23 protein-coding genes and 1 tRNA gene are annotated in these 21,151 nt (G+C 71.4%); 12 read left to right on the forward strand and 12 right to left on the reverse strand.

Going from position 1 to position 21,151, the window contains the following annotated elements:
• Positions 1-46 precede the first annotated feature (46 nt).
• The 11 genes from ACZ3IG_RS27500 (at position 47) to ACZ3IG_RS27550 (ending at position 9,549) form a co-directional block, all read left to right on the forward strand.
• Positions 47-1,108 (forward strand): conjugal transfer protein, encoded by a 1,062-nt coding sequence (locus tag ACZ3IG_RS27500; RefSeq protein ID WP_467435548.1) that lies wholly within the window; start codon positions 47-49, stop codon positions 1,106-1,108.
• Positions 1,108-1,455: an RRQRL motif-containing zinc-binding protein gene (locus ACZ3IG_RS27505; protein ID WP_467435384.1), complete on the forward strand. Its 348-nt coding sequence runs from the start codon at positions 1,108-1,110 to the stop codon at positions 1,453-1,455. Before ACZ3IG_RS27500 ends, ACZ3IG_RS27505 begins: the two co-directional genes overlap by 1 nt.
• The gene (locus ACZ3IG_RS27510; RefSeq protein ID WP_467435385.1) at positions 1,455-1,772 is read left to right on the forward strand and encodes a hypothetical protein; all 318 of its coding nucleotides are present in this window, start codon (positions 1,455-1,457) and stop codon (positions 1,770-1,772) included. The genes ACZ3IG_RS27505 and ACZ3IG_RS27510 overlap by 1 nt, the downstream gene beginning before the upstream one ends.
• 107 nt (positions 1,773-1,879) lie before the next feature.
• Positions 1,880-3,991 carry an FtsK/SpoIIIE domain-containing protein gene (locus tag ACZ3IG_RS27515; RefSeq protein ID WP_467435387.1) on the forward strand — a complete coding sequence of 704 codons (2,112 nt, stop codon included), beginning with the start codon at positions 1,880-1,882 and terminating at the stop codon, positions 3,989-3,991.
• 207 nt (positions 3,992-4,198) lie between these two features.
• Positions 4,199-4,666, forward strand: a complete 468-nt coding sequence (locus ACZ3IG_RS27520; protein ID WP_467435388.1) for a hypothetical protein — start codon at positions 4,199-4,201, stop codon at positions 4,664-4,666.
• A gap of 16 nt (positions 4,667-4,682) precedes the next feature.
• A complete protein-coding gene (locus tag ACZ3IG_RS27525; RefSeq protein WP_467435389.1) occupies positions 4,683-4,979 on the forward strand; it encodes a hypothetical protein in 297 nt (98 codons plus the stop codon).
• Positions 4,980-5,066: 87 nt separating this feature from the next.
• Complete coding sequence (locus ACZ3IG_RS27530) at positions 5,067-5,195, forward strand: hypothetical protein (protein WP_467435390.1); 129 nt, start codon at positions 5,067-5,069, stop codon at positions 5,193-5,195.
• A complete protein-coding gene (locus ACZ3IG_RS27535) occupies positions 5,192-6,040 on the forward strand; it encodes a bifunctional DNA primase/polymerase (RefSeq protein WP_467435391.1) in 849 nt (282 codons plus the stop codon). Before ACZ3IG_RS27530 ends, ACZ3IG_RS27535 begins: the two co-directional genes overlap by 4 nt.
• A gap of 3 nt (positions 6,041-6,043) precedes the next feature.
• On the forward strand, positions 6,044-7,519 hold the full coding sequence (locus ACZ3IG_RS27540; protein WP_467435393.1) for an ATP-binding protein: 1,476 nt from the start codon (positions 6,044-6,046) through the stop codon (positions 7,517-7,519).
• 459 nt (positions 7,520-7,978) lie between these two features.
• Positions 7,979-8,188 carry a helix-turn-helix transcriptional regulator gene (locus ACZ3IG_RS27545; protein WP_467435394.1) on the forward strand — a complete coding sequence of 70 codons (210 nt, stop codon included), beginning with the start codon at positions 7,979-7,981 and terminating at the stop codon, positions 8,186-8,188.
• Entirely contained in the window at positions 8,185-9,549 is a 1,365-nt protein-coding gene (locus ACZ3IG_RS27550; RefSeq protein WP_467435395.1) for a tyrosine-type recombinase/integrase, read from the forward strand. The genes ACZ3IG_RS27545 and ACZ3IG_RS27550 overlap by 4 nt, the downstream gene beginning before the upstream one ends.
• 153 nt (positions 9,550-9,702) lie before the next feature.
• On the opposite strand, the gene ACZ3IG_RS27555 is transcribed toward ACZ3IG_RS27550, so the two are convergent.
• Positions 9,703-9,784 (reverse strand) — tRNA-Tyr (locus tag ACZ3IG_RS27555).
• Positions 9,785-9,948: 164 nt separating this feature from the next.
• On the opposite strand from ACZ3IG_RS27555, the gene ACZ3IG_RS27560 reads away from it, so the two are divergent.
• Positions 9,949-10,437, forward strand: coding sequence for a YajQ family cyclic di-GMP-binding protein (locus tag ACZ3IG_RS27560; RefSeq protein WP_189417980.1), 489 nt, complete (start codon positions 9,949-9,951; stop codon positions 10,435-10,437).
• Positions 10,438-10,631: 194 nt separating this feature from the next.
• Here the strand turns inward: ACZ3IG_RS27560 and ACZ3IG_RS27565 are convergent, their stop codons facing one another.
• From ACZ3IG_RS27565 to ACZ3IG_RS27615, 11 genes are all read right to left on the reverse strand, one after another.
• Positions 10,632-11,777, reverse strand: coding sequence for an RNA polymerase sigma factor (locus ACZ3IG_RS27565; RefSeq protein ID WP_467435549.1), 1,146 nt, complete (start codon positions 11,775-11,777; stop codon positions 10,632-10,634).
• 8 nt (positions 11,778-11,785) lie between these two features.
• The gene (locus ACZ3IG_RS27570) at positions 11,786-12,193 is read right to left on the reverse strand and encodes a YciI family protein (protein WP_467435397.1); all 408 of its coding nucleotides are present in this window, start codon (positions 12,191-12,193) and stop codon (positions 11,786-11,788) included.
• A gap of 231 nt (positions 12,194-12,424) precedes the next feature.
• Entirely contained in the window at positions 12,425-12,691 is a 267-nt protein-coding gene (locus ACZ3IG_RS27575; protein WP_403533516.1) for a GlsB/YeaQ/YmgE family stress response membrane protein, read from the reverse strand.
• 241 nt (positions 12,692-12,932) lie between these two features.
• Positions 12,933-13,325, reverse strand: a complete 393-nt coding sequence (locus ACZ3IG_RS27580) for a YccF domain-containing protein (RefSeq protein ID WP_467435398.1) — start codon at positions 13,323-13,325, stop codon at positions 12,933-12,935.
• Positions 13,322-14,185 carry a zinc metalloprotease HtpX gene (htpX, locus tag ACZ3IG_RS27585; protein WP_467435399.1) on the reverse strand — a complete coding sequence of 288 codons (864 nt, stop codon included), beginning with the start codon at positions 14,183-14,185 and terminating at the stop codon, positions 13,322-13,324. The genes ACZ3IG_RS27580 and htpX overlap by 4 nt, the downstream gene beginning before the upstream one ends.
• 272 nt (positions 14,186-14,457) lie before the next feature.
• Positions 14,458-15,984 carry an NADH-quinone oxidoreductase subunit N gene (locus ACZ3IG_RS27590; protein ID WP_467435400.1) on the reverse strand — a complete coding sequence of 509 codons (1,527 nt, stop codon included), beginning with the start codon at positions 15,982-15,984 and terminating at the stop codon, positions 14,458-14,460.
• Positions 15,981-17,555, reverse strand: coding sequence for an NADH-quinone oxidoreductase subunit M (locus ACZ3IG_RS27595; protein ID WP_467435401.1), 1,575 nt, complete (start codon positions 17,553-17,555; stop codon positions 15,981-15,983). The genes ACZ3IG_RS27590 and ACZ3IG_RS27595 overlap by 4 nt, the downstream gene beginning before the upstream one ends.
• A gap of 6 nt (positions 17,556-17,561) precedes the next feature.
• Positions 17,562-19,559, reverse strand: a complete 1,998-nt coding sequence (locus ACZ3IG_RS27600; RefSeq protein ID WP_467435402.1) for an NADH-quinone oxidoreductase subunit 5 family protein — start codon at positions 19,557-19,559, stop codon at positions 17,562-17,564.
• Entirely contained in the window at positions 19,556-19,960 is a 405-nt protein-coding gene (gene nuoK / locus ACZ3IG_RS27605) for an NADH-quinone oxidoreductase subunit NuoK (RefSeq protein WP_467435403.1), read from the reverse strand. The genes ACZ3IG_RS27600 and nuoK overlap by 4 nt, the downstream gene beginning before the upstream one ends.
• Positions 19,960-20,547, reverse strand: coding sequence for an NADH-quinone oxidoreductase subunit J family protein (locus tag ACZ3IG_RS27610; protein ID WP_467435404.1), 588 nt, complete (start codon positions 20,545-20,547; stop codon positions 19,960-19,962). Before ACZ3IG_RS27610 ends, nuoK begins: the two co-directional genes overlap by 1 nt.
• Positions 20,544-21,149 (reverse strand): NuoI/complex I 23 kDa subunit family protein, encoded by a 606-nt coding sequence (locus ACZ3IG_RS27615; protein ID WP_467435405.1) that lies wholly within the window; start codon positions 21,147-21,149, stop codon positions 20,544-20,546. The genes ACZ3IG_RS27610 and ACZ3IG_RS27615 overlap by 4 nt, the downstream gene beginning before the upstream one ends.
• Positions 21,150-21,151 lie beyond the last annotated feature (2 nt).

The following is a 21,151-nucleotide window of genomic DNA, read 5'->3' on the forward strand; positions in this document are numbered from 1 at the left end:
GCTCACGCGCGTCCAGATCGGGGTGTTGTCGGCCGCGTTCGTGCCGATGCTCGGTACCGGGGTGTTCGGCGGGATCGGCACGTACAGCAACATCGGTCACGCCTACGGCCAGGGCACCGCGCTGGGGGCGCTCGCGGCCGGTGAGGGTGCCACCGCCGTGCTCGCTCTGGTCCTGCTGGGACTGACGATGCTGGGCCAGTCCTCGCCCCGGATCGTGCGCGCCGGGCTGTGGGCGCTGCCGGCCGCCGCCGCTGTGATGGGCGCGATGGCCGCCCCCGACCTGGGCCGGACCGTGATCTATGCCCTGACCCCGATGGGCATGTCCGTCTCGGCCGAGGGCATGGCGTTCCTGGCCCGGCGGATCGTGGTGCACACCGATGGCCGGGACGCCGAGAATGAGCGGCGCACCGCCGACCTGGTCCAGGCGCTCGCCTACCACCGTGCCCGTGCCAGCCACCACCCCAGCACCCGCGTTCAGTGGTGGTCCGAGCGGAAGTCGTGGCGTCTGGCCCGCAGGGTCGGGGTCGGGGATGTGGCGCTGGGATCGAGGCTGCTGGACGTGCAGCGGGATCGGGTGACCGCCGGCGCTGATGCCGCCCTCGCCTCGATGTTCGGCGGCGCCGACACCCCGCCCGCCCTCGATCCTGCCTCGGGTGCGAATGCGGAGGAATCTACCGAGACCGTGAGGAAACGGTCTACGGCTGACCTGCCCGAATCGACCCCGGCGCCGATCATGGCGACGCTTGTGCGGCTGCCCGATCCGGTGCCGGTCGACTGCGCGAAGCCGGCCCCCAGCGTCAAGCCGCTTCCGCCGGCCGTCCCGGTGCCGGTCGCCTCGATCGGTGCGCGCACCGTTGCTGCTGAGTCGGCCCCGGTCCGGCGTCGTGCGACGGGTCGGGTGCCCGATTCCGCGAAGCCTGCCCGACGGCCCAAGCGGACTGCGGAGCAGTTGCTCACCGAGGCGCGCAAGGTGACGGCCGAGTGGCCGGATAAGAAGGTGACCGGCGAGGGCATCCGCCGAGAGCTGCGTACGTCCCCGGCCAACGCGCGGATGCTGCGGGACGCGATCCTTGCCGAACGCGCCGCATCGGCGGCTGAGGCCGCCTGATGCCCGCGCTGCCGGTCTACCGGTGGCATCTCGCCCCAGACGGCTACGCCACCCGCCGGCAGCTCCGGGCGCGGGGGCTGCGGCCCGGTGGTCAGGGTGTGGCCGCTCAGCTCGAACGCCCCCGCCGGCGGCGGGGGCCGCTGGTCGCCTACCTCTACCGCGTCGACCTGGCCAAGCCGGTCCGTCCCATGACCCCCGCGCGGTGGGCGGCTCTGGCCAGGGCGAACGCGGCCCGCCGCACCTGCCCGGCCTGCCGGCGCGATGCCGGATACGTCATTCCCCCGACGCTCGGCATGTGCGTGCCGTGCGCCTACCCCGACCCGGACGATTCCGAAGGGAACACCTGATGGGCAACGCCGATCTGCGCCGACTGGACCGCGCGATTGAACAGACCACGAAGAAGCTGGAGGCGGTCCGCCGGGGCGAGTGGTGGCCGCTGAACGGCAGCGAGCGGCGCGCGATGGCGCGTGCTCTGGCCGGCGGCGCCTACCGGGCCGGCCGTGGCCGCAGCACCGACCGCGCCGAGCAGCGCATGGACACCACCGGCACGGCGGCTGAGCTGCGGCTGAACGCTGAGCTGACCGCGCTGCACGGGGAGCGTCAGCGCCTGATCACCGAGGCCGCCCGCGCCAAGGCGGCCCGGAAGTCGTCCGGCTGGTGGTGACCAGCCGATTCGGTACGCACCGGGGTGGCCGCGCTTTCCACGGCCCCGGCCACCCCGGCTCATCTTCCATCCCGCCCCCTGCGGGGGCAGTCAGGAGCACTGCCAGCATGACGGAGAACGTCGTTCACCTCCACAAGGCCACCGACCCCCCGCCCGCCGACGCGGTGACCACGCTGACCGTCGTCCCCGAGACGCCCCCGGCGCCTGCCGTGCCGTTGTGGGTGCGGTCCGGGCGGGCGGTGAAGTCGGCCGTGACACACGAGACGACCAGGGCGGCGGGCCGGGCGGTGGTCCGGCACAGCCTCTACACCCTCAACGGCGGCCGGATCGTGGCCTGCCGGGCATGGGACGGGCGGACCGGGTCCCGCTATGAGCGGATGATCCGCGCGGCGGAAGCCGCGGGGAACCTGGAAGCGGCCGAGGAGTGGGAGGAGCGTCTTCAGCGCTTCCGTGCCGCACGCCACCACCGCCGCATGGACCTGCTCCACTCCCCCGTGGACGCCGCCAAGGGTGTGGCCGTGGGTGCCGGCATGAGCGTCGGCGCCCTGGTCGCCCTCGGCGTCGTCATGGCCATCAGCACCGGCCACGTCAGCGATGTGCTGACCCCGCTGGACGCCACGATCGAGTTCATCGCCCTGCTGATCCGCATCGTTCAGGTCGTGTGGGGCCCGGCGCTCACCCTCGCCCCGTTCCTGGGGCTGCTGGCCCTGTGGTCGGTCGGACGCAAGCAGCACGCCGCACCGGCCTGGGCCCTCCCGGCCAACGTCCGCACCGGGGAAGGAGAGCCGATCACCCCGTCCATCGTCGTCAAGGCCCTGCGCGACCTCGGCGTACCCACCCTGGCCCGCGCCATCAAGGAGATGGGCGACGCCGGCGCCTCCATGCTGTCCCCGATCAAGATCGCGGGATGCGGTGTGGAAGTCGACGTCACCCTCCCGTCCGGGGTGTCGACCGACGAGGTGCAGAAGCGGCGCAAGAAGCTCGCGGAGAACCTCACCCGGCACGAACACGAAGTGTTCATCACCCTCCCCGAGGCGGCCCGCACCGTGCGGCTGTGGATCGCGGACTCCGGGGCGCTGGACGAGCCGATCGGCCCGTCCCCGCTGGCCACGGATGAGACGCTGACCGCCGACTACGCCAAGGGCAAGGCCCCGTGGGGCCAGGACCTGCGCGGCGACGCCGCCACCCTGAGCCTGTACCAGCGCCACCTGCTCATCACCGGCCTGTCCAACCAGGGCAAGACAGCCGCGCTGCGCTCCCTCGCCCTGTGGCTGGCGCTGGACAGGTCGGTTGAGTTCCGGATCGCTGACCTGAAGGGCGCCGGCGACTGGGCCATGTATGACGGGCTGGCCACGGTGCTCATCCAGGGCCCGACCGATGACCACGTCATCGACGCCACCGAGATGCTCGAAGGGGGCGTCTCGGAGATGGAGCGTCGTCTCCAGGCACCTCCCGGGACCGTGTTCCCGCCGCTGATCCTGCTGGTCGATGAGGCACAGGTGGCGTTCATGTGCCCGCTGGTCGACGCCGACAAGCGCCCCTACGGCGGCTCGAAGGCCACCTCCCGGTACTTCATGGCCGCCCGGAAGATCCACAACCAGGGCCGTGCGGTCAACGTGCTGCTGTGGCAGGGCACGCAGGACCCCACCGACCAGAACCTTCCCAAACTCGTACGCGAAGGTGCCCACACCCGTGCCTCGCTCGCGCTGGGCACCGAGTCCCAGGCGCGCATGGCGCTGGGGGACAAGGCAGTCGATGGCGGGGCCGCGCCGAACCTGTTGCGCCCGGGGCTGGACAAAGGCACGGTCGTGGTCGCCTCGGACGGCATCGCCATCCCCACCGGGCAGGCGTCCATCACGGTCCGCACCCACTACATCAGCACCGACGACGCCACCGAGATCGCGGAGCGGGCCAAGCGGCTCCGTGACGGGGTGACCACGCTGACCGTGGTCGACCGGGGCGAGGAGCGGGACCCGCTCGCGGACATCCTGACCGTGTTCGGGGACACGCACAGGCTGCTGACGCAGGACGTGCTCAAGCGGCTGGACGCGCTGAACTCCGAGGCGTACGGCGGCTGGACCCCGGGGGACCTGCGCCGGGTGCTGGAGGGCACCGGAGCCGAGCCGTACAAGTCGGACGGCCGCATGGTCGTCGCCCGCGAACGCCTCACCCGCGCGCTCGCCAACCGCGACAACGACGGTTCCGCTTCCGCTTCCTGACCGCAGGGAGCCGCACCCCGGCAGGCCAGGGAGGCAGGGAGAACTCCCTAAACCCCTCCCTGACCCCCCTCCCTGCCCCTGACCAGCACGAATGATCCATCAGGGAGTCAGGGAGGCACGCAGCTCAGACCCCTCAAACACCCCACGCAGAGGCACCCCGAAGGGGGTGCCTCTGCCTCCCTGGCCACGCGCCAGAAGGGATTCCGCATGTACCCCGAGAACACCCCTCACGCGCCCGTTCAGCGGGCCATGGAAGTCCACCAGCCCACCCCCATCGTCCCCGCCGCCGTCGACCCGGCAACCGTCGTCCCCGTCCAGCCGCACACGGTGCCGACGGTCGCGAGCATTGTCCTCCCGGACGGCCGAGTCGTCACCGGCTACGCCGTGGCCCCGGCTCAGCCCGAACCGGTCACGGCCAAGCCGGCCGTGTCCCGCACAGCGGTCAACGTCGCCCTCGGCGGCATCGGGTTCCTCGCGGTGTGCGGCGGACTGCTCCTGCTCACCTCGTTCATCGCCGCGCTGACCGCGTTCATCGGCCAGCTCATCATCCTCGCCGCCGTCATCTTCGGCGGCTGGATCGCCGTGCGAATCTTCGCCTCGCACGGCCACCGCGACGGCGGCACGACCGTGCACATCCGGCGGGCTGTCTTCAAGCGCAACCACTTCCACGGCTGACCCGGGAGGACTAGCCATGGCTCTCACCACGGTCACGTGCATCGTCGCCGTCTGCGACCTGTGCGGACGGCACAACACCAACACGGAACACGGCGTCCACTACGCGACCCGGGACGACGCCCTCGCGGACCTGACTACCTCCTACGACGACGCCCCCGCGTGGGCCCTCACGGCCGACGGACGCCTGATCTGCGACCGCGCCGACCAGGCCCACCACGAACAGCGCATCACCGTCCACGGCTGGCACCCCACCGGCGGCGCCATGTCCCTCACCTTCACGCCCGACACCCCCGCGCACCGCGCGCACCCCTAGCTACGCCAAGGGCGGCCCCCGTCTCGCCAAAGTCCGGGGCCGCCCTTGTCCACCTGCCATCCAACTGACCTGTGGAGGTCTCCCAGCATGACGCAACCCACCCCGATCCGACGAGTGCGCGGCCGACGGCCGACGCTGCTGGATCTGTACTGCTGCCAGGGCGGCACCGCCGCGCTGGAGCTGCTGGGGGCCGGCCGTCTGGGGGTGGCCGCATGAACGCGACGCTCTACCCCCTGCACACCGCGCTGAGCCTCGCGGCGTCCGGCGTGCCGGTGCTGCCCCTGCGCCGGGGCAAGGTCCCCTTCGGCAACTGCACCGCGTGCGCGGGCAACGCGTGCGGTGGCCGGCCGAACATGAAGACCCCCGGGCCCTGCGACTGCCCCGGCGTCTGCCACGCGTGGGCCGCCGCCACTACTTGGCCCGGCGTCATCGTCTCGCCCCCGTGGCAGGCGGCGTGGCGACGCGCGGTGTGCGTCGGCTACCACCCCGGCGGCGCCGGGCTCACCGTCGTCGACCTGGACGACGCGGACGCCATCACATGGGCCCGCGCCACCCTGCCCGCCACCCGGACCGTGCCGACGACGCGCGGTGAACACTGGATCTACCGGGGCGCCACGACCTCCCGCAACAACGTGCGTCCCGGCGTCGACATCAAGTCGACCATGTCCTACGCCCGCTACCTCGGTGCTGGGACCGGCTCCATGACCGACCTCCCCGACACCGTCCGCGCCCTGGTCGCCAAGGTGCCCGCCCCGGCCCGCCAGGCGCCCCGGACCGTCACCGCGGCTGCCCCTCTCGGCGGCGGGGACTGCCCGCACCGCAGCCCCGTTTTCCTCGAACGCGGCATCGCGATGGCCGTGCAGCAGATCACCGCCGCCCGCAGCGCGGTCCACGCAACCGTGTACCGGACCTTCCTTGCCGTGCTGGCCCGGCACGGCCGGTGCGGCTGCCTCTCCGAGGCGCACGTCACGCGGCTGTTCACCGCCGCCCAGAGCAAGGGCGAGACGGCCCGGCACTGCACGGACGCGTGGACCAACGCCCGCACCACGTTGGGACTGTGAGCCATGTCCGATGACGACAAGAACCCCGCACGCCAGATCATCACCGACTACGCCCAATCACACTTCCGGTACTTCCGCACCGCTGACGGGACTGTGTACGCGCAGAAGAACGGCCATCCCGTGGCCCGCCCGATCCGCTCCCAGGGCACCACCGGAAGCCACCGGCAGGAACTCATGGTCGGACTCTTCCGCGACGGGGTGGGCGTGTTCAACGGCACCGCCATGAAGGAAGCGCTGGACCTGATCGAAGCACTGGCGCTGACCGAGGACGTGCAGCCCGTGCACATCCGCGTCGCTCCCGGGTTCGACGGGGCGACGTGGCTGGACCTCGGGCGCAGTGACGGGCAGTCGGTGCGTATCCACCCCACCGGCTGGGACATCCGCACCCCGGACCCGCGTGAGGTCTGCTGGCGCCGTACCCAGCTCACGGGGGAGTTGCCCTTGCCGGTCCGGGACACCAACGGCAAGGGCATCGATCTGCTGATGCGGCTGTGCAACTTCGCCAACGCCGAGACCGAGTGCCTGGCCATCGCGTGGCTGATCGGCTGCCTGGGCCCGTCCGTGCCCGTCCCCGCCCCGTTCCTCACCGGCCCCCAGGGCGCCGGCAAGTCGACCGGGGGGCGGATGCTCGTACGGATCATCGAGGGCATGAGCGGCGACCTGCGCCGGGCCCCCAAGGACGAAGAGAACCTGATCGCAGCGGTGGCCGCCGGATGGGTCACCGCCCTGGACAACCTCTCCCACATGACCCCGGACCTCTCCGACGCCATGTGCTGCATCGTCACCGGCGCGGAGAACGTGAAGCGCGCTCTGTTCACGGACGGGGACGTGTTCCGCGTCGGCTACCGCCGGCCGCTGCTGCTGACCGGGATCGACGTGGGCGTGATCCGCCCCGACCTCGCAGAACGGCTCCTTCCCCTGCGACTGGAACGCCCCCGGGTGCGGCGCACCGAGGCGGAACTGTGGTCCGACTTCGCAGAGGTGCTGCCCGTCATCCTCGGCTCGCTCCTGGACCTCACGGTGCAGGTGCGGGCGGCTGAAGCGGACATCCCCACCGACCTGCGCATGGCCGACTTCGCGCACCTGTGCGCGCAGCTCGACGCCGCAACCGGTCTCGGGGCGCTGGCCGCGTACCGGGCCAGCCTGGACGACCTCAACGACGACGTCATCGAGGGCGACCTGTTGGCGCAGACGGTGCTGAAGCACGCCGCCGGCATCGCGCCGGGGGCGGAAGAGCGGATGACGTCCGCCGAATGGCTGTACGCCCTCACGGGCCTCTACAGCGGCGAGGAGTGCCGTCCCCTTCCTAAAGGGTGGCCGACGACCGGCAAAGTGCTCTCGGACCGCCTCAAGCGGCTTCAGCCCACCCTCGCCGCCCGGGGCGTCTTCATCGACTGGGGACGCACCAAGACATCCCGGTACATCGAGATCGCGCGTCCCGCCGCACCACCGCCGCCTGAGCAGGAAGCCGCCTTCTGAGCGCCTGGCGCCCGGTCCGCTCGGAACAGCAAGAGGAGCACCAGGCCGCGCGTGCTCCTCTTGCTGTTCGGCGGCCCCGCCGCCCTGCGATGGACGCGCCGCGTAGCGGCTCCTTCTTCACGCTCTGAGCCGCGCACCACAACAGACACCACCCCCTCTCTTGTCCGAAGGAAAGAGACGCTGCGTCACCTGCGTCACCCGGCCCCCACAAACGGCGTGTGGCCTGCCGAAACAGCGGTGACGCAGACGGCCGAATCCTGCGTCACCCCGCGTCACCCGCGTCACCAGGTGACGCGGGTCTACGTCACCAGGTGACACACGCCCCCGCCCCTGCGTCACCCCGAAACCGCAGGTCAAAGCCCCGAATGACGCAGATGACGCGGGTGACGCAGAAATCCGCACCTCGGACACAGCCGCGCACAGCCGCACCCCGAAATGCCCAGGTATGGAGATCCCAGCATGACCACGCACACCCGGCGCCGCCGCACCCCGAAAGACGAGTTGATCCCCCTGCCGGAAGTCCTGGAAGAACTCGGCATCAGCCGCCCGACCTGGTACCGCTGGCGCGACCGTGGCCTCACCCCCGAGGCACGCCGCACACCGTCCGGCCGTATCTGTGTACGCCGCAGCGTCCTGGACGCCTTCAAGGACGAACTGGAGGCCGCGTGACCGAGTGGAGCTACACCGTCAAGTTCTGGGCCATCCGAAAGCGCAACTACCGGAAGCCGTACCAACTGCGGTGGATGGTGGGCACCCGCGAGCACGCGGAGTCGTTCCTCACCCAGGGCCTGGCCGACAGCCGCCGGTCGGAACTCATGACGGCGGCCCGGAAGGGTGAGCCGTTCGACGTGGAGAGCGGCCTCCCGAAGTCCATGGTCGACCAGAACCGAGACATCCCCTGGTACGAGCACGCACGCAACTACATCGCGATGAAGTGGGACGACTCCCCCGGCAACACCCGGCGGACGTTGGCCGAAGCCATGGCGACCGTGACGCCGGCGTTCGTGAAGGACACCAAGGGCATGCCCGACGCCCGAACCGTACGAAGCGCGCTCTACGGGTGGGCGTTCAACAAAAACCGGTGGGAGGAAGAGCCGCCAGCCGAGGTGGCGCAGGTACTGGCTTGGTTCCAGCGGAAGTCGCTGCCCACGTCGGCCCTCACGGACCGGCTCTTGGTGAAGGCCGCGCTCAGAGCCCTGTCCAAGCGGCTGGACGGGAAGACGGCGGCCCCAGGGACAATCAGCCGCAAGCGCGCGATCTTCTACAACTCCCTGGAGTTCGCGGTCGACGCCGAGTTGCTGACGGACAACCCCTTGGACCGCGTCAAGTGGAAGGCGCCCGAGCAGGTCACGGAGGAAGTGGACCCGGCGTGCGTCCCGAATCCGGCGCAAGCCGCCAAGCTGCTGGCTGCCGTGCGTGACCAAAGCAAGCGGGGGCGCCGACTCGTCGCGTTCTTCGGCTGCATGTACTACGCCGCCGCGCGGCCGGCGGAAGTGATCGGCCTACGGGTCACGGACTGCGATCTCCCCCGGCGGGGGTGGGGCGTGCTGCGGCTGCATGAGACCCGCCCCCGATCCGGCACCGCGTGGACGGACAGCGGTGAGGCACATGAGAAACGGGGCCTGAAGCACCGCCCCCGCAAGGCAGTGCGGCCCGTGCCGATCCCGCCGGAACTGGTCGCGCTGCTGCGGTGGCACCTCACCGCGTACGGCACGGCGCCGGACGGGCGCGTCTTCCAGACGCTGCGGGGCGGACTCGTGCAGGACACCGGATACGGGGAGGTGTGGGCAGAGGCACGGTCGCGCGCGCTCACGCCGGCCGAGTTCCACTCTGCACTGGCCAAGCGGCCTTATGACCTTCGTCACGCCGCAGTGTCGACCTGGCTCAGCTCTGGTGTGGAGCCGCAACTGGTGGCTGAGCGGGCCGGCCACAGTGTGGCGGTCCTGTTCCGGGTGTACGCCAAGTTCCTGAAGGACGGCGACGACGCGGCCAACGCCAAGATCTCCGCGCGGCTGGAACGGAGCGTCTGAGGGGGCGGAAATTCCGTCCGCGCTCCGTCCGCAGAGTCCGAGACGGGGCGTTCGAACGCGAGACAGGGTGAGACACCCCGCCTTTCGAAGCGGGGTACGACAAGAGGCCCGTGACCTGCTGAGACAGCAGGTCACGGGCCTCTTGTTCCCGTGTGGCGGCGCCAGGATTCGAACCTGGGAAGGCTGAGCCGGCAGATTTACAGTCTGCTCCCTTTGGCCGCTCGGGCACACCGCCGGGGTTCGCTGCCCTTCGAACCGCTTTTCGGCGGTGCTCCGTGGCAACGACGTAAACAATACCCGATGCCACGGGGTGCTTCGCCACCCGATTGATCTGCGCCCGGGGCGTGGCGGGTGGCTAGGCTTGGCCGACACGCAACCGGACACAAGGAGCCACAGGACATGGCCGACTCCAGTTTCGACATCGTCTCGAAGGTCGAGCGGCAGGAGGTCGACAACGCCCTCAACCAGGCCGCCAAGGAGATCTCGCAGCGCTACGACTTCAAGAACGTGGGCGCCTCGATCTCGTGGTCCGGCGAGAAGATCCTCATGGAGGCGAACTCCGAGGAACGGGTCAAGGCCATCCTCGACGTCTTCCAGTCCAAGCTGATCAAGCGCGGCATCTCGCTGAAGGCCCTGGACGCCGGTGAGCCGCAGCTCTCCGGCAAGGAGTACAAGATCTTCGCGTCGATCGAGGAGGGCATCTCCCAGGACAACGCGAAGAAGGTGGCGAAGATCATCCGCGATGAGGGGCCGAAGGGCGTGAAGGCCCAGGTGCAGGGCGACGAGCTCCGGGTCTCCTCCAAGAGCCGCGACGATCTGCAGACCGTGATCGCGCTGCTGAAGGGCAAGGACTTCGACTTCGCGCTGCAGTTCGTGAACTACCGGTAGTTCGTCGGACCGCCGCTGAGGGAGCGGCCTGGCCTGCGCGGAGACTGTCGGACGGCCGGGCTGCCGGACGGCCGGAGGCGGGTTGCCGGACGGCCGGGGGCGGGCTGCGGGCTGCGGGCTGCGCGGGCCGGTGTGCCGGTGCCGCTCGTCCAGGCGTGCCGCGTGCCGGTGCGGAAGGTCGTAGGTGTGGCCTGTCAGTTGCCCCGGCGGGTGTTGAGGCGGGCGGCCTGGCGGGTCAGGTAGTCGCGTTCGGCGAGGTTGGACGCCTTGTGGGCCGCCTCGGCGTACAGCCGGGCCGCCGTCGCCTGCTCGCCGCCGCGTTCGTGGAGGTAGGCCGCCGCGGCGGTGTGGCGGGGCAGCGCGGGATCCAGCTCGGCGAGCGCGGCCAGACCGGCGCGCGGTCCGTCGGCCTCGCCGACGGCGACCGCGCGGTTGAGCCGGACGACGGGGCTGTCGGTCAGGCGTGTGAGCTCGTCGTACCACTCGACGATCTGCGTCCAGTCGGTCTCCTCGGCGGTGGGCGCGTCGGCGTGGAGGGCGGCGATGGCGGCCTGGGCCTGGAACTCGCCGAGCCGGTCGCGGGCGAGGGCCGCCTGGAGGATGCCGATGCCCTCGGCGATCGACGCGGTGTCCCACCGGCCGCGGTCCTGCTCGGCGAGCGGTACCAGGCTGCCGTCGGACGTGGTCCGGGTGGCGCGCCGGGCGTGGTGGAGCAGCATGAGGGCGAGCAGCCCGGACACCTCTGGATGATCGATGCGGGCGGCGAGCTGCCGGGTGAGCCGGATGGCTTCGGCGGCGAGGTCGACGTCACCGGAGTAGCCCTCGTTGAAGACCAGGTAGAGGACGCGCAGGACGGTGGCGACGTCGCCGGGCTGGTCGAAGCGGACGCCGGCCACGGTGCGCTTGGCCCGGCTGACGCGCTGTGCCATGGTCGCCTCGGGCACCAGGTAGGCCCGGGCGATCTGGCGGGTGGTGAGGCCGCCGACGGCGCGCAGGGTGAGCGCGGTCGCGGACGACGGGGTCAGCGAGGGGTGGGCGCACAGGAAGTAGAGCTGGAGCGTGTCGTCCACCGCGGGCGCGGGTCCGGGCGCCGGTTCCTGCTCGGCGACGTCCTCGCGCCGGCGTCGGGCGGTGTCCGACCGGGCCTGGTCGAGGAACTTCCGCCAGGCCACGGTGACCAGCCAGCCCCTGGGGTCGCGGGGAGGGCCGTCCGGCCAGCGGCGGAACGCTTCGACGAGCGCGTCCTGTACGGCGTCCTCGGCCGCCGCGAAGTCGGCTCCGCGGCGGACGAGGACGGCGAGGACGTTCGGCGTGAGGCGCCGGAGCAGGGCCTCGTCCATCGGTGGGGTCACTCCGTGATGGTGGGCGGCGCGGTCAGGAACGGGCGCAGCTCCAGCCACTCGTGGATCGGCTCGCCGCCCGCGCCGGGGGCGGCCGACAGCTCACCGGCCAGCTCGACGGCGCGCTCGTAGCTGTCGACGTCGATCACCATCCAGCCGGCGACGAGGTCCTTGGTCTCGGCGAACGGGCCGTCGGTGACCGGCGGGCGCCCCTCACCGTCGTAGCGCACCCACGTCCCCTCGGGGGCGAGCGCCTGTCCGTCGACGAACTCGCCGGTCTTCTCCAGCCGGTCCGCGAAGTCCTGCATGTAGCGCATGTGCGCCGAGATCTCCTCCGGCGTCCATCGGTCCATGGGGACGTCGTTGACCGACGCCGGGGCGCCGCGGTAGTGCTTCAGCAGCAGGTACTTGGCCATCGTGTCTCTCCTCGGTGCCGACGCGGCCCCTTGTGGTCGCGTTCGATACGGGGACGGAGCCGGTCACTCGTTCTCGACATCGTCGACATCGTCGGCCGATATTTTTTTCTTCCGGGTCACCGGGGTGTCGTGGATGCGCTCAGTGCGGCCGGCGCACGGTACGAGTAGCCGGTTCAGCCCTGCTCCGCACGCGTGCGGCGCGGCCGAGGCCCCCCGGCCGCGCCGGGCGTCTCAGTCGCGGGAGTTGCCGAACAGGATGCGGTAGACGACCAGGAGGACGAACGATCCGCCGATCGCCGCCGCCCAGGTGGCCCCGTCGTAGAAGTCCTTCGTGATCGGGTGGTCCAGCCAGCGGGCCGATATCCAGCCGCCGATGAAGGCGCCGGCGATGCCGATGAGGGTCGTGCCGATGAGGCCACCCGGGTCCCGGCCAGGCAACAGGACCTTGGCGATGGCCCCGGCCAGCAGTCCCAGGATGATCCAACTGATGACGGTCATGCCGTGAACCTGCCCTCTCTTGCTGTGCCCGCGCTACGAGCGCACTGTGATCGGCATTGCTTCTGCCACGCTTCGCGCGGCGGTGCGGCCGTTCCTGCTCTCGGTTCTTCTCGCTCTCATTGCTTGAAGACGTAACGGTCACGGCGGTGGTTGCAGGGAGCCGTGGAACACGGCTCAGGGCGGGTACGTGGTTCGCGGATGCGACGGCCGCCGTGCCGGACGGGGCGCGGCGTCGGCGTGCTCAGCGGGCCGTGAACGGCTGGTCGGTCCGGACGATGTCGCGGCCCAGCGGGAGCAGGGAGACCGGTATCAGCTTGAAGTTGGCCACGCCGAGCGGGATGCCGATGATCGTCACGCACAGCACGACGCCGGTGACGATGTGGCCGAGGGCCAGCCACCAGCCCGCGAGGAGCAGCCACAGCACGTTGCCGACGCAGGAGGCCGCGCCCGCGTCCCGGCGCTCGACCGTGGTGTACCCGAAGGGCCACAGCGCGTAGATCCCGATGCGGAACGCCGCGATGCCGAACGGGATGCCGATGATCGTGATACAGAGCAGCACGCCCGCGAGCAGGTAGCCGAGGAACAGCCAGAAGCCGCTGAGGACGAGCCATATGAGGTTGAGGATGGTCTTCACTGCCTGCGACCTGCCATCTTCTCGAGTCGGGCGATGCGTTCCGCCATGGGCGGGTGGGTGGAGAACATCTTCGAGAGGCCCTGCCCCGGGCGGAACGGGTTGGCGATCATCATGTGGCTGGCCGTCTCGATACGGGGCTCCGGGGGCAGCGGAAGCCGCTTGGTGCCCGCGTCCAGCTTGCGCAGGGCGCTGGCGAGGGCGAGTGGGTCGCCGGTGAGCTGGGACCCGGACGCGTCGGCCTCGTACTCGCGGGAGCGGCTGATGGCCAGCTGGATCAGGCTGGCGGCCAGCGGGCCGAGCAGCATGATCAGGAGCATGCCGAAGAGGCCGGGGCCGTCGTCGTCGTCGGAGCGGCCGATGGGGATCAGCCAGGCGAAGTTGACCAGGAACATGATCACCGAGGCGAGGGCGCCGGCGACCGAGGAGATGAGGATGTCCCGGTTGTAGACGTGGCTCAGCTCGTGGCCGATGACGCCGCGCAGCTCGCGTTCGTCGAGCAGGCGCAGGATGCCGTCGGTGCAGCAGACCGCCGCGTTGCGCGGGTTGCGGCCGGTCGCGAAGGCGTTGGGGGCCTCCGTCGGGGAGATGTACAGGCGCGGCATGGGCTGGCGGGCCTGGGTGGAGAGCTCACGGACCATGCGGTACAGCCCCGGCGCCTCGAACTCGCTCACCGGGCGGGCGCGCATCGCGCGTAGAGCCAGCTTGTCGCTGTTCCAGTACGCGTACGCGTTGGTGCCCAGGGCCACGAGGACGGCGACGACGAGCCCGGCTCGGCCGAAGAAGCTGCCGATGACGATGATGAGCGCGGACAGTCCCCCGAGGAGTACTGCGGTCCTGAGCCCGTTGTGCCGGCGGTGCACGGTACGCCCTCCAAGTGGTGCAGCAGGGGAACCCCTTGTTTGAACCCTTTGCTTGCTGGTCTCGCTCGCTGGTCTCGCTCGCTGTGGTCGCTTCCCGGTCTGTCGATGCCACCGGTGTGTGGTGACACGTCCAGTGGACCCTTCCGTACTGGTCAACGCGAGGCGACGGCCACCAGTTCCCCGGTGGACGCGCGGGTGCGCGTGGACCGTCCGGGTGACTGGGGCGGTGTACGGGGTGGGGCGGTGTACGGGGGTGGGGCCGGGGCGGGGACTCAGAAGAGCCCGGTGTCGGCGAAGCGGAGGATCAGCTGGGGCGCTCCGGAGAGGGCGGCGGCCAGGACCGCGGTCACCGCGAGCGCGGCGGTGAGCGGGGCCGGCACGAGGTGCTTGCGGGGTGCGCCCGCCGGGGCGCGGAACAGCAGGGCCGTCCACCGGAGGTAGTAGTACAGCGCGACGACCACGTTCACGGCCATGACCACGGCGAGCCAGCCGAGGCCGGCGTCGACCGCCGCGGAGAAGACGGTGACCTTGGCGAACAGGCCGATGATGCCCGGCGGCAGCCCGGCGAGGCACAGCAGGAAGAAGGCCAGGAGGAGGGCGGTGAGGGGGTTGGAGGCGTACAGGCCGCGGTAGTCGGTCAGGCGGTTGCCGGACTTCGTACGGCCCACCAGGGCGGCGACCGCGAAGGCGCCCAGGTTCACGGCGCCGTACATGAGGGCGTAGGCGAGGGTGGAGCCGATCGACCGCTCGGGGTCGTCGGAGTACGCGGCGGCGGCGATCGGCACCAACAGGTAGCCGGCCTGGCCCACTGACGACCAGGCAAGCAGGCGTACGGCGCTGTACGCGCGCGTGCCGCGCTGCCGCAGGGCGCCGGCGTTGCCGACGGTCATGGTGAGCGCGGCGAGCGCGGCCAGGGCCGGGCCCCAGACGTCGGCGTACGACGGGAGGGCGACGACGGTGACGAGGACGAGGCCGGAGAAGCCGACCGCCTTGCCGACGACGGACAGGTAGGCGGCGACCGGCAGGGGCGCGCCGACGTAGGTGTCGGGCACCCAGAAGTGGAAGGGCACGGCGGCCGTCTTGAAGGCGAAGCCCACGAGGGTGAGGACGACGCCGGTGTGGGCGAGGGTGGTGAGCTGCCCGTCGACATCCTGGACGCGGCCGGCGATCTCGGTGAGGTGGAGGGTGCCGGTGGCGGCGTAGACGAAGCTGACGCCCAGGAGGCTGACGGCGGTCGCGGTCACCGAGGAGAGGAAGAACTTCAGGGCGGCTTCGGAGGAGCGCCGGTCACCGTGCCGCAGGCCCACCAGGGCGAAGGCGGGCAGGGAGGCGACCTCCAGGGCGACGATGAGGGTGGCCAGGTCGCGGGAGGCGGGCAGCAGGGCGGCGCCGGCCGCGGACGACAGCAGCAGGAACCAGTACTCGCCCTCGGGCAGGCCCCGGTCGGCGTCCTTGAGGGCGGTGACCGACAGCAATGCGGCCACGAGGGCGCCGCCGAGCACCAGGAGTTGGACGGCGAGGGTGAACGGGTCGACGACGTAGCTGCACGCGCGCGTGGCGCCGGTCAGGCAGAAGGTGGCCCGGTCGCCGTCCAGCAGGGGCAGCAGCAGGAGCAGCGAGGCGGCCAGGCCGGCGACGGACGCCCAGCCGAGCAGGGCCTTGCGCCGCTCGGCGACGAAGAGGTCGGCGACCAGGACGGCGAGTCCGACGACCGCCACGACGGTGGGCGGCGCGACGGCGAGCCAGTCGACGGACTGGACGAGGTTCTGGGCCAGTGGCTGGGCGGCCGGGGCGCTCATCGGGTGCCTCCTGCGAGGAGCTGCTGCACGGCCGGGTCGGTCAGGCCGAGGAGGGCCCTGGGCCACAGCCCGGCGACGACGGTGAGGGCCACGAGCGGGGTCCAGGCCGCGAACTCGTAGCGGCGTACGTCGGGGAGCGCGGGGGCGTCCGGCGCGGTGACGCCCATGCAGACGCGGCGGACCACGATCAGCATGTACGCCGCGGTCAGCAGCGTGCCGAACGCGGCGATGGACATGAAGGTGAGGAAGGCCGGGCGGCTGAGGCCGCTCGCGGGGTCGAACGCCCCGAACAGGGCGAGCATCTCGCCCCAGAACCCGGCCAGTCCCGGCAGACCGAGGGAGGCGACGGCGGCGAAGGCGAGCAGACCGCCGAGGCGGGGTGCCCTGCCGTAGAGCGCGGCACCGGTCTCGGCTGCGAGGGTGTCGAGGTCGGTGGAGCCCGTGCGGTCTTTCAGGGCACCGACCAGGAAGAAGAGCAGGCCGGTGATGAGGCCGTGGGCGATGTTGGCGAACAGGGCGCCGTTGACGCCGGTCGGGGTCATGGTGGCGATGCCGAGCAGGACGAAGCCCATGTGGCCTACGGAGGAGTACGCGATGAGCCGCTTCAGGTCGCCCTTGGCGCCGCGCCGGGCGAGGGCCAGGCAGGCCAGGGAGCCGTAGACGATGCCGACGACGGCGAAGGCGGCGAGGTAGGGCGCGAAGGTGCGGAAGCCGTCCGGGGCGATCGGGAGGACGATGCGGACGAACCCGTACGTACCCATCTTCAGCAGGACACCGGCCAGCAGGACCGAGCCGACGGTCGGCGCGGCGGTGTGGGCGTCGGGCAGCCAGCTGTGCAGCGGCCACATCGGGGTCTTGACCGCGAGCCCGATCCCGATCGCCAGTACGGCGATGACCTGCACGGATGTGGTCAGCGACCGGCCGTTGTCAGTGGCCAGTGCCATCATGTCGAACGTGCCCGCCGTGATTCCGGTCAGGAGCAGGCCGAGCAGCATGACCACGGAGCCGAGGAGCGTGTACAGGATGAACTTCCAGGCGGCCTCGGCCCGGCCCTCGCCGCCCCAGCGGGCGATGAGGAAGTACATCGGGACGAGGACCATCTCGAAGGCGAGGAAGAACAGCAGCAGGTCGAGGACGGCGAAACTGGCGAGCGTGCCGGACTCCAGGACGAGCAGCAGCGCGACGAACGCCTTCGGGGTCGGGCCCGAAGGCATCTTGAAGTAGGAGTAGAGCGCGCAGAGGAAGGTCAGCAGCGCGGTCAGGACCAGGAGGGGGAGGGAGATGCCGTCGATGCCGAGGTGGATGCGCACGTCGAGTGCGGGGATCCAGCTGATGTCGGTCGTGGCCTGCATCTTCGACGGCTGGTCGTGGTCGAAGCCGAGCGCGAGGACGACCGCGGCGATGAGGACGGCGCCGGTCACGGTGACGCCGTGCCGCAGCACGGCCTGCTCGGGCGACTTCCCCTTCAGCCCGGGCGGCGCGGGCAGCAGAGCGGCGACGGCCCCGAGAAGCGGGCCGACCACGATCAATGCCAGAAGGAACTGCATCACGGACTCGTTGATATCGATCACGCCTGCTCACGCTCCCGTGGCGACGAGGACGGCGGCGACCGCGAGGACGACGGTGCCGGCGAGCAGCGCGCTCACATAGGTCTGCACATTGCCGGTCTGGGCACGGCGTACGGCGGCCCCGAGCCAGCGGGGCAGGGCGCCCGCCCCGCGTACGTAGGTCTCGACGACCTCGCGGTCCAGGAACCGGACGAGGCTCGCTCCGGCCCGCACCGGGCGGACGAAGAGCGCGGTGTACACGGCGTCCAGGTGGAAGCCGACGGCCGCGTGCCGGTGCAGCGGGCCGAGGAGGAGCCGTCCGGGGTCGGCGGGGTCCGGCGCGTGGGCCACGCTGCCGTAGGCGGGCTCGTGGCCGGCGATGGCCTCGGCCTCCACGACGCCGGCGTCGCGCTCCGGGTGGGCGGCGACGGCGCCCAGGGGGACGCGGGCGGCGAGCGCGGTGGTGTGCCGCCAGGCTCCGTAGGTGACGATGCCGCCGACCAGGGCCACGCCCGTGCCGAGCACGGAGGTGGTGAGGGTCGGGGTGAGGTCACGGCCGTCGAACCAGTCGGGGAGCACGCGGAAGGCGAGTCCGCCGAAGGCGAGTGACGGGATCGCCAGCACCCACAGCACGGCGTTCATGGCGAGCGGTTGCTTGCCGTGGTCGGGAGCGTCGGTGCCGTGGCCGCGGAAGGCCAGCAGCCACAGGCGCGTCGCGTACGCGGCGGTGAGCAGGGCCGTGAGCAGACCGGCGACGAGCACGGTCCAGCCCGCGGCGGCCGGGGCGTGCTCGGTGTGGCCGCCGACGACGTGTTCGGCGGCGCCCAGGACGGACTCCTTGGAGAAGAAGCCGCTGAAGGGAGGGATCGCGGCGAGGGCGAGCAGCGCCACGGTCATCGTCCAGTAGGCGTCGGGGACCCGGTCGCGCAGGCCCCGCATCCGGGACGTGGCGGCGAGCGAGTTGGTGCCGGCCGCGTGGATGAGCACGCCCGCCGCGAGGAACAGCAGCGCCTTGAAGGCGCCGTGGGACAGGAGGTGGAAGACGGCGGCACCACGGTCGGCGACGGCCAGGGCGCCGGTCAGATAGCCGAGCTGGCCGATCGTCGAGTAGGCCAGGACGCGCTTGATGTCGTCCTGGGCGAGCGCGGCGAGCGCGGAGCCGGTCATCGTGACCGCGGCCATGACGGCCAGGACGACCATGGCGGCCTGGGATGCCTCGAAGACCGGAAGGAGCCGGGCGGTGAAGTAGACACCGGCGGCGACCATCGTCGCCGCGTGGATCAGCGCGGAGACGGGCGTGGGGCCCGCCATCGCGTCGGGGAGCCAGGTGTGCAGCGGGAACTGCGCCGACTTGCCCGCCACGCCGGCCAGGAGCAGCAGGGCGGTCACGGTCGGGTGGTCCAGGCCGCCGTCGCTCGCGACCGCGCCGAGGATCTTGGTGATCCGGAAGGAACCGGCATCGCCGGCGAGGGCGAACAGACCGATCAGAAAGGGGACGTCACCGAGCTTGGTCACCAGGAACGCCTTGAGGGAGGCGGCGCGGGCCTCCGGCGTCTCCCAGTAGTGGCCGACCAGGAAGTAGGAGCAGATGCCCATGATCTCCCAGCCGACCAGCAGCACCATCAGGTCGCCGGAGTAGACGACGAGGAGCATGGCGGAGGTGAAGAGGGAGACGAGCGCGGCGTACGAGGGGTAGCGCGGGTCGTCGCGCAGGTAGCCCGTCGAGTAGAGCTGCACGCAGGTGGCGACCAGGCCGACCAGGACGGCGACGAGGGCGGCGAAGCCGTCGATGTGCAGGGCCAGCTCGACGGGGACCGAGCCGGTGGGGGTCAGCTCGGTGGCGGCGTCGACCGCCCGGCCGCCGCCCTGGCGCGCGGCCACGACCACGGCGAGGACGAACGCCGCGAGCGTCGGCAGGACGGCGAGCGGGCGGGCGAAGGCGGGTGCGGTCCGGCCCAGCAGCAGGCCGGCGGCGGCGCCGAGAAAGGGAAGGAGGGGGACGAGGGCGGCGAGGGTGGTCGTGGTCACGCGCTGGCCTCAGCCTTCTCGGCGGCCGTTCCGGTCGCGGGGGCGTCGGGGTTGTCGGGGTCGGAGCCGTCGTCCGGTTCGGGGCCCTCGGCGGTGTCGCGGAGGCGGTCGATGTCCGCGGTGCCGCGGTTGCGGTGGACGGCGAGCACGATCGCCAGGCCGATGCCGATCTCGGCGGCGGCGATGGCGATGGTGAACAGGGTCAGGGCCTGCCCGGAGTGCAGGGTCTCCTCGGCGGCCCGGCTGAGCCAGACGTCGAAGGCGACCAGGTTGAGGTTGACGGCGTTGAGCATCAGCTCGACCGACATCAGGACGAGGATCGCGTTGCGGCGGGCGAGGACGCCGTAGAGGCCCGTACAGAAGAGGAGGGCGGCGAGGACGGCGGGGTAGGCGAGGTGCATCAGTGGGCACCGCCCTTGTCGGACCTCGGCTGGTCGACGGCCCGCGCGTCGGCCTTGGCCTTGCGGGAGAGGACGATCGCGCCGACGAGGGCGGCGAGGAGGAGGACGGAGAGGGCCTCGAAGGGGAGGACCCAGTGCTGGAAGAGGCTCGCTCCGGTCACGGCGGTGGAGCCGGCGGCCGGGCCGTCGAGGTCGATCCAGGTGGTGCGGAACGCGTCGACGACCACCCAGACGAGGGCCGCCGCGGCGGCGACGGCCACGGCCAGGGCGGCCCAGCGGTTGCCGGAGTCGGCGTCCGGGGAGCGGCCGATGGGGGCCCTGGTGAGCATCAGGCCGAACAGGAGGAGGACGACGACGGAGCCGACGTAGATGAGGACCTGCACCCAGGCGATGAACTCGGCGGTGAGCAGGAGGTACTCGACGGCGAGACCGCCGAGGGCGACCACCAGCCACAGGGCGGCGTGGACGAGCTGCCGGGTGGTCACGGTGACGAGGGCGGCGCCGAAGGTGACCAGTCCGACGAGCAGGAAGGCGATCTCGACGCCGGTCGGGGAGAGGAAGCCGTGGGTTTCGGCTGCGAGACTCACGCGTCGTCCTCCCGTGGCTCGGCCTGCCGTGTCTCGGCCTGCTGTGTCTCGGCCTGGGCTGCGGCCAGCTTCTCGGCGGTCTTGCGGGCGGCCGCGACTTCCTTCGGCTCCTCCGCGCCCGGGTCGAGGGCGGGCGGCGCCGGGACGGTCCACATCCACTCGCGGAGCTTGTCGCGCTCGTGGGTGAGGTCGCGGATGTCGGTCTCGGCGTACTCGAACTCGGGTGACCAGAACAGGGCGTCGAAAGGGCAGACCTCGATGCAGATACCGCAGTACATGCACAGGGAGAAGTCGATGGCGAAGCGGTCCAGGACGTTACGGCTGCGTTCGCGGCCACCGGGGGCCGCGGCGGGCACCGTCTCCTTGTGGGAGTCGATGTAGATGCACCAGTCCGGGCACTCACGGGCGCACAGCATGCAGACCGTGCAGTTCTCCTCGAACAGGCCGATGACGCCACGGCTGCGGGGCGGGAGGTCGGGCTGGACGTCCGGGTACTGCTCGGTGACGGTCTTCTTCGTCATCGTGCGCAGGGTGACGGCCAGGCCCTTGGCCAGGCCGCTTCCGGGAATGCGGGGCCGGGAGGGCGGGGAAGACGCGGCCATGG

The organism is Streptomyces sp. NPDC016677, assembly GCF_055562815.1.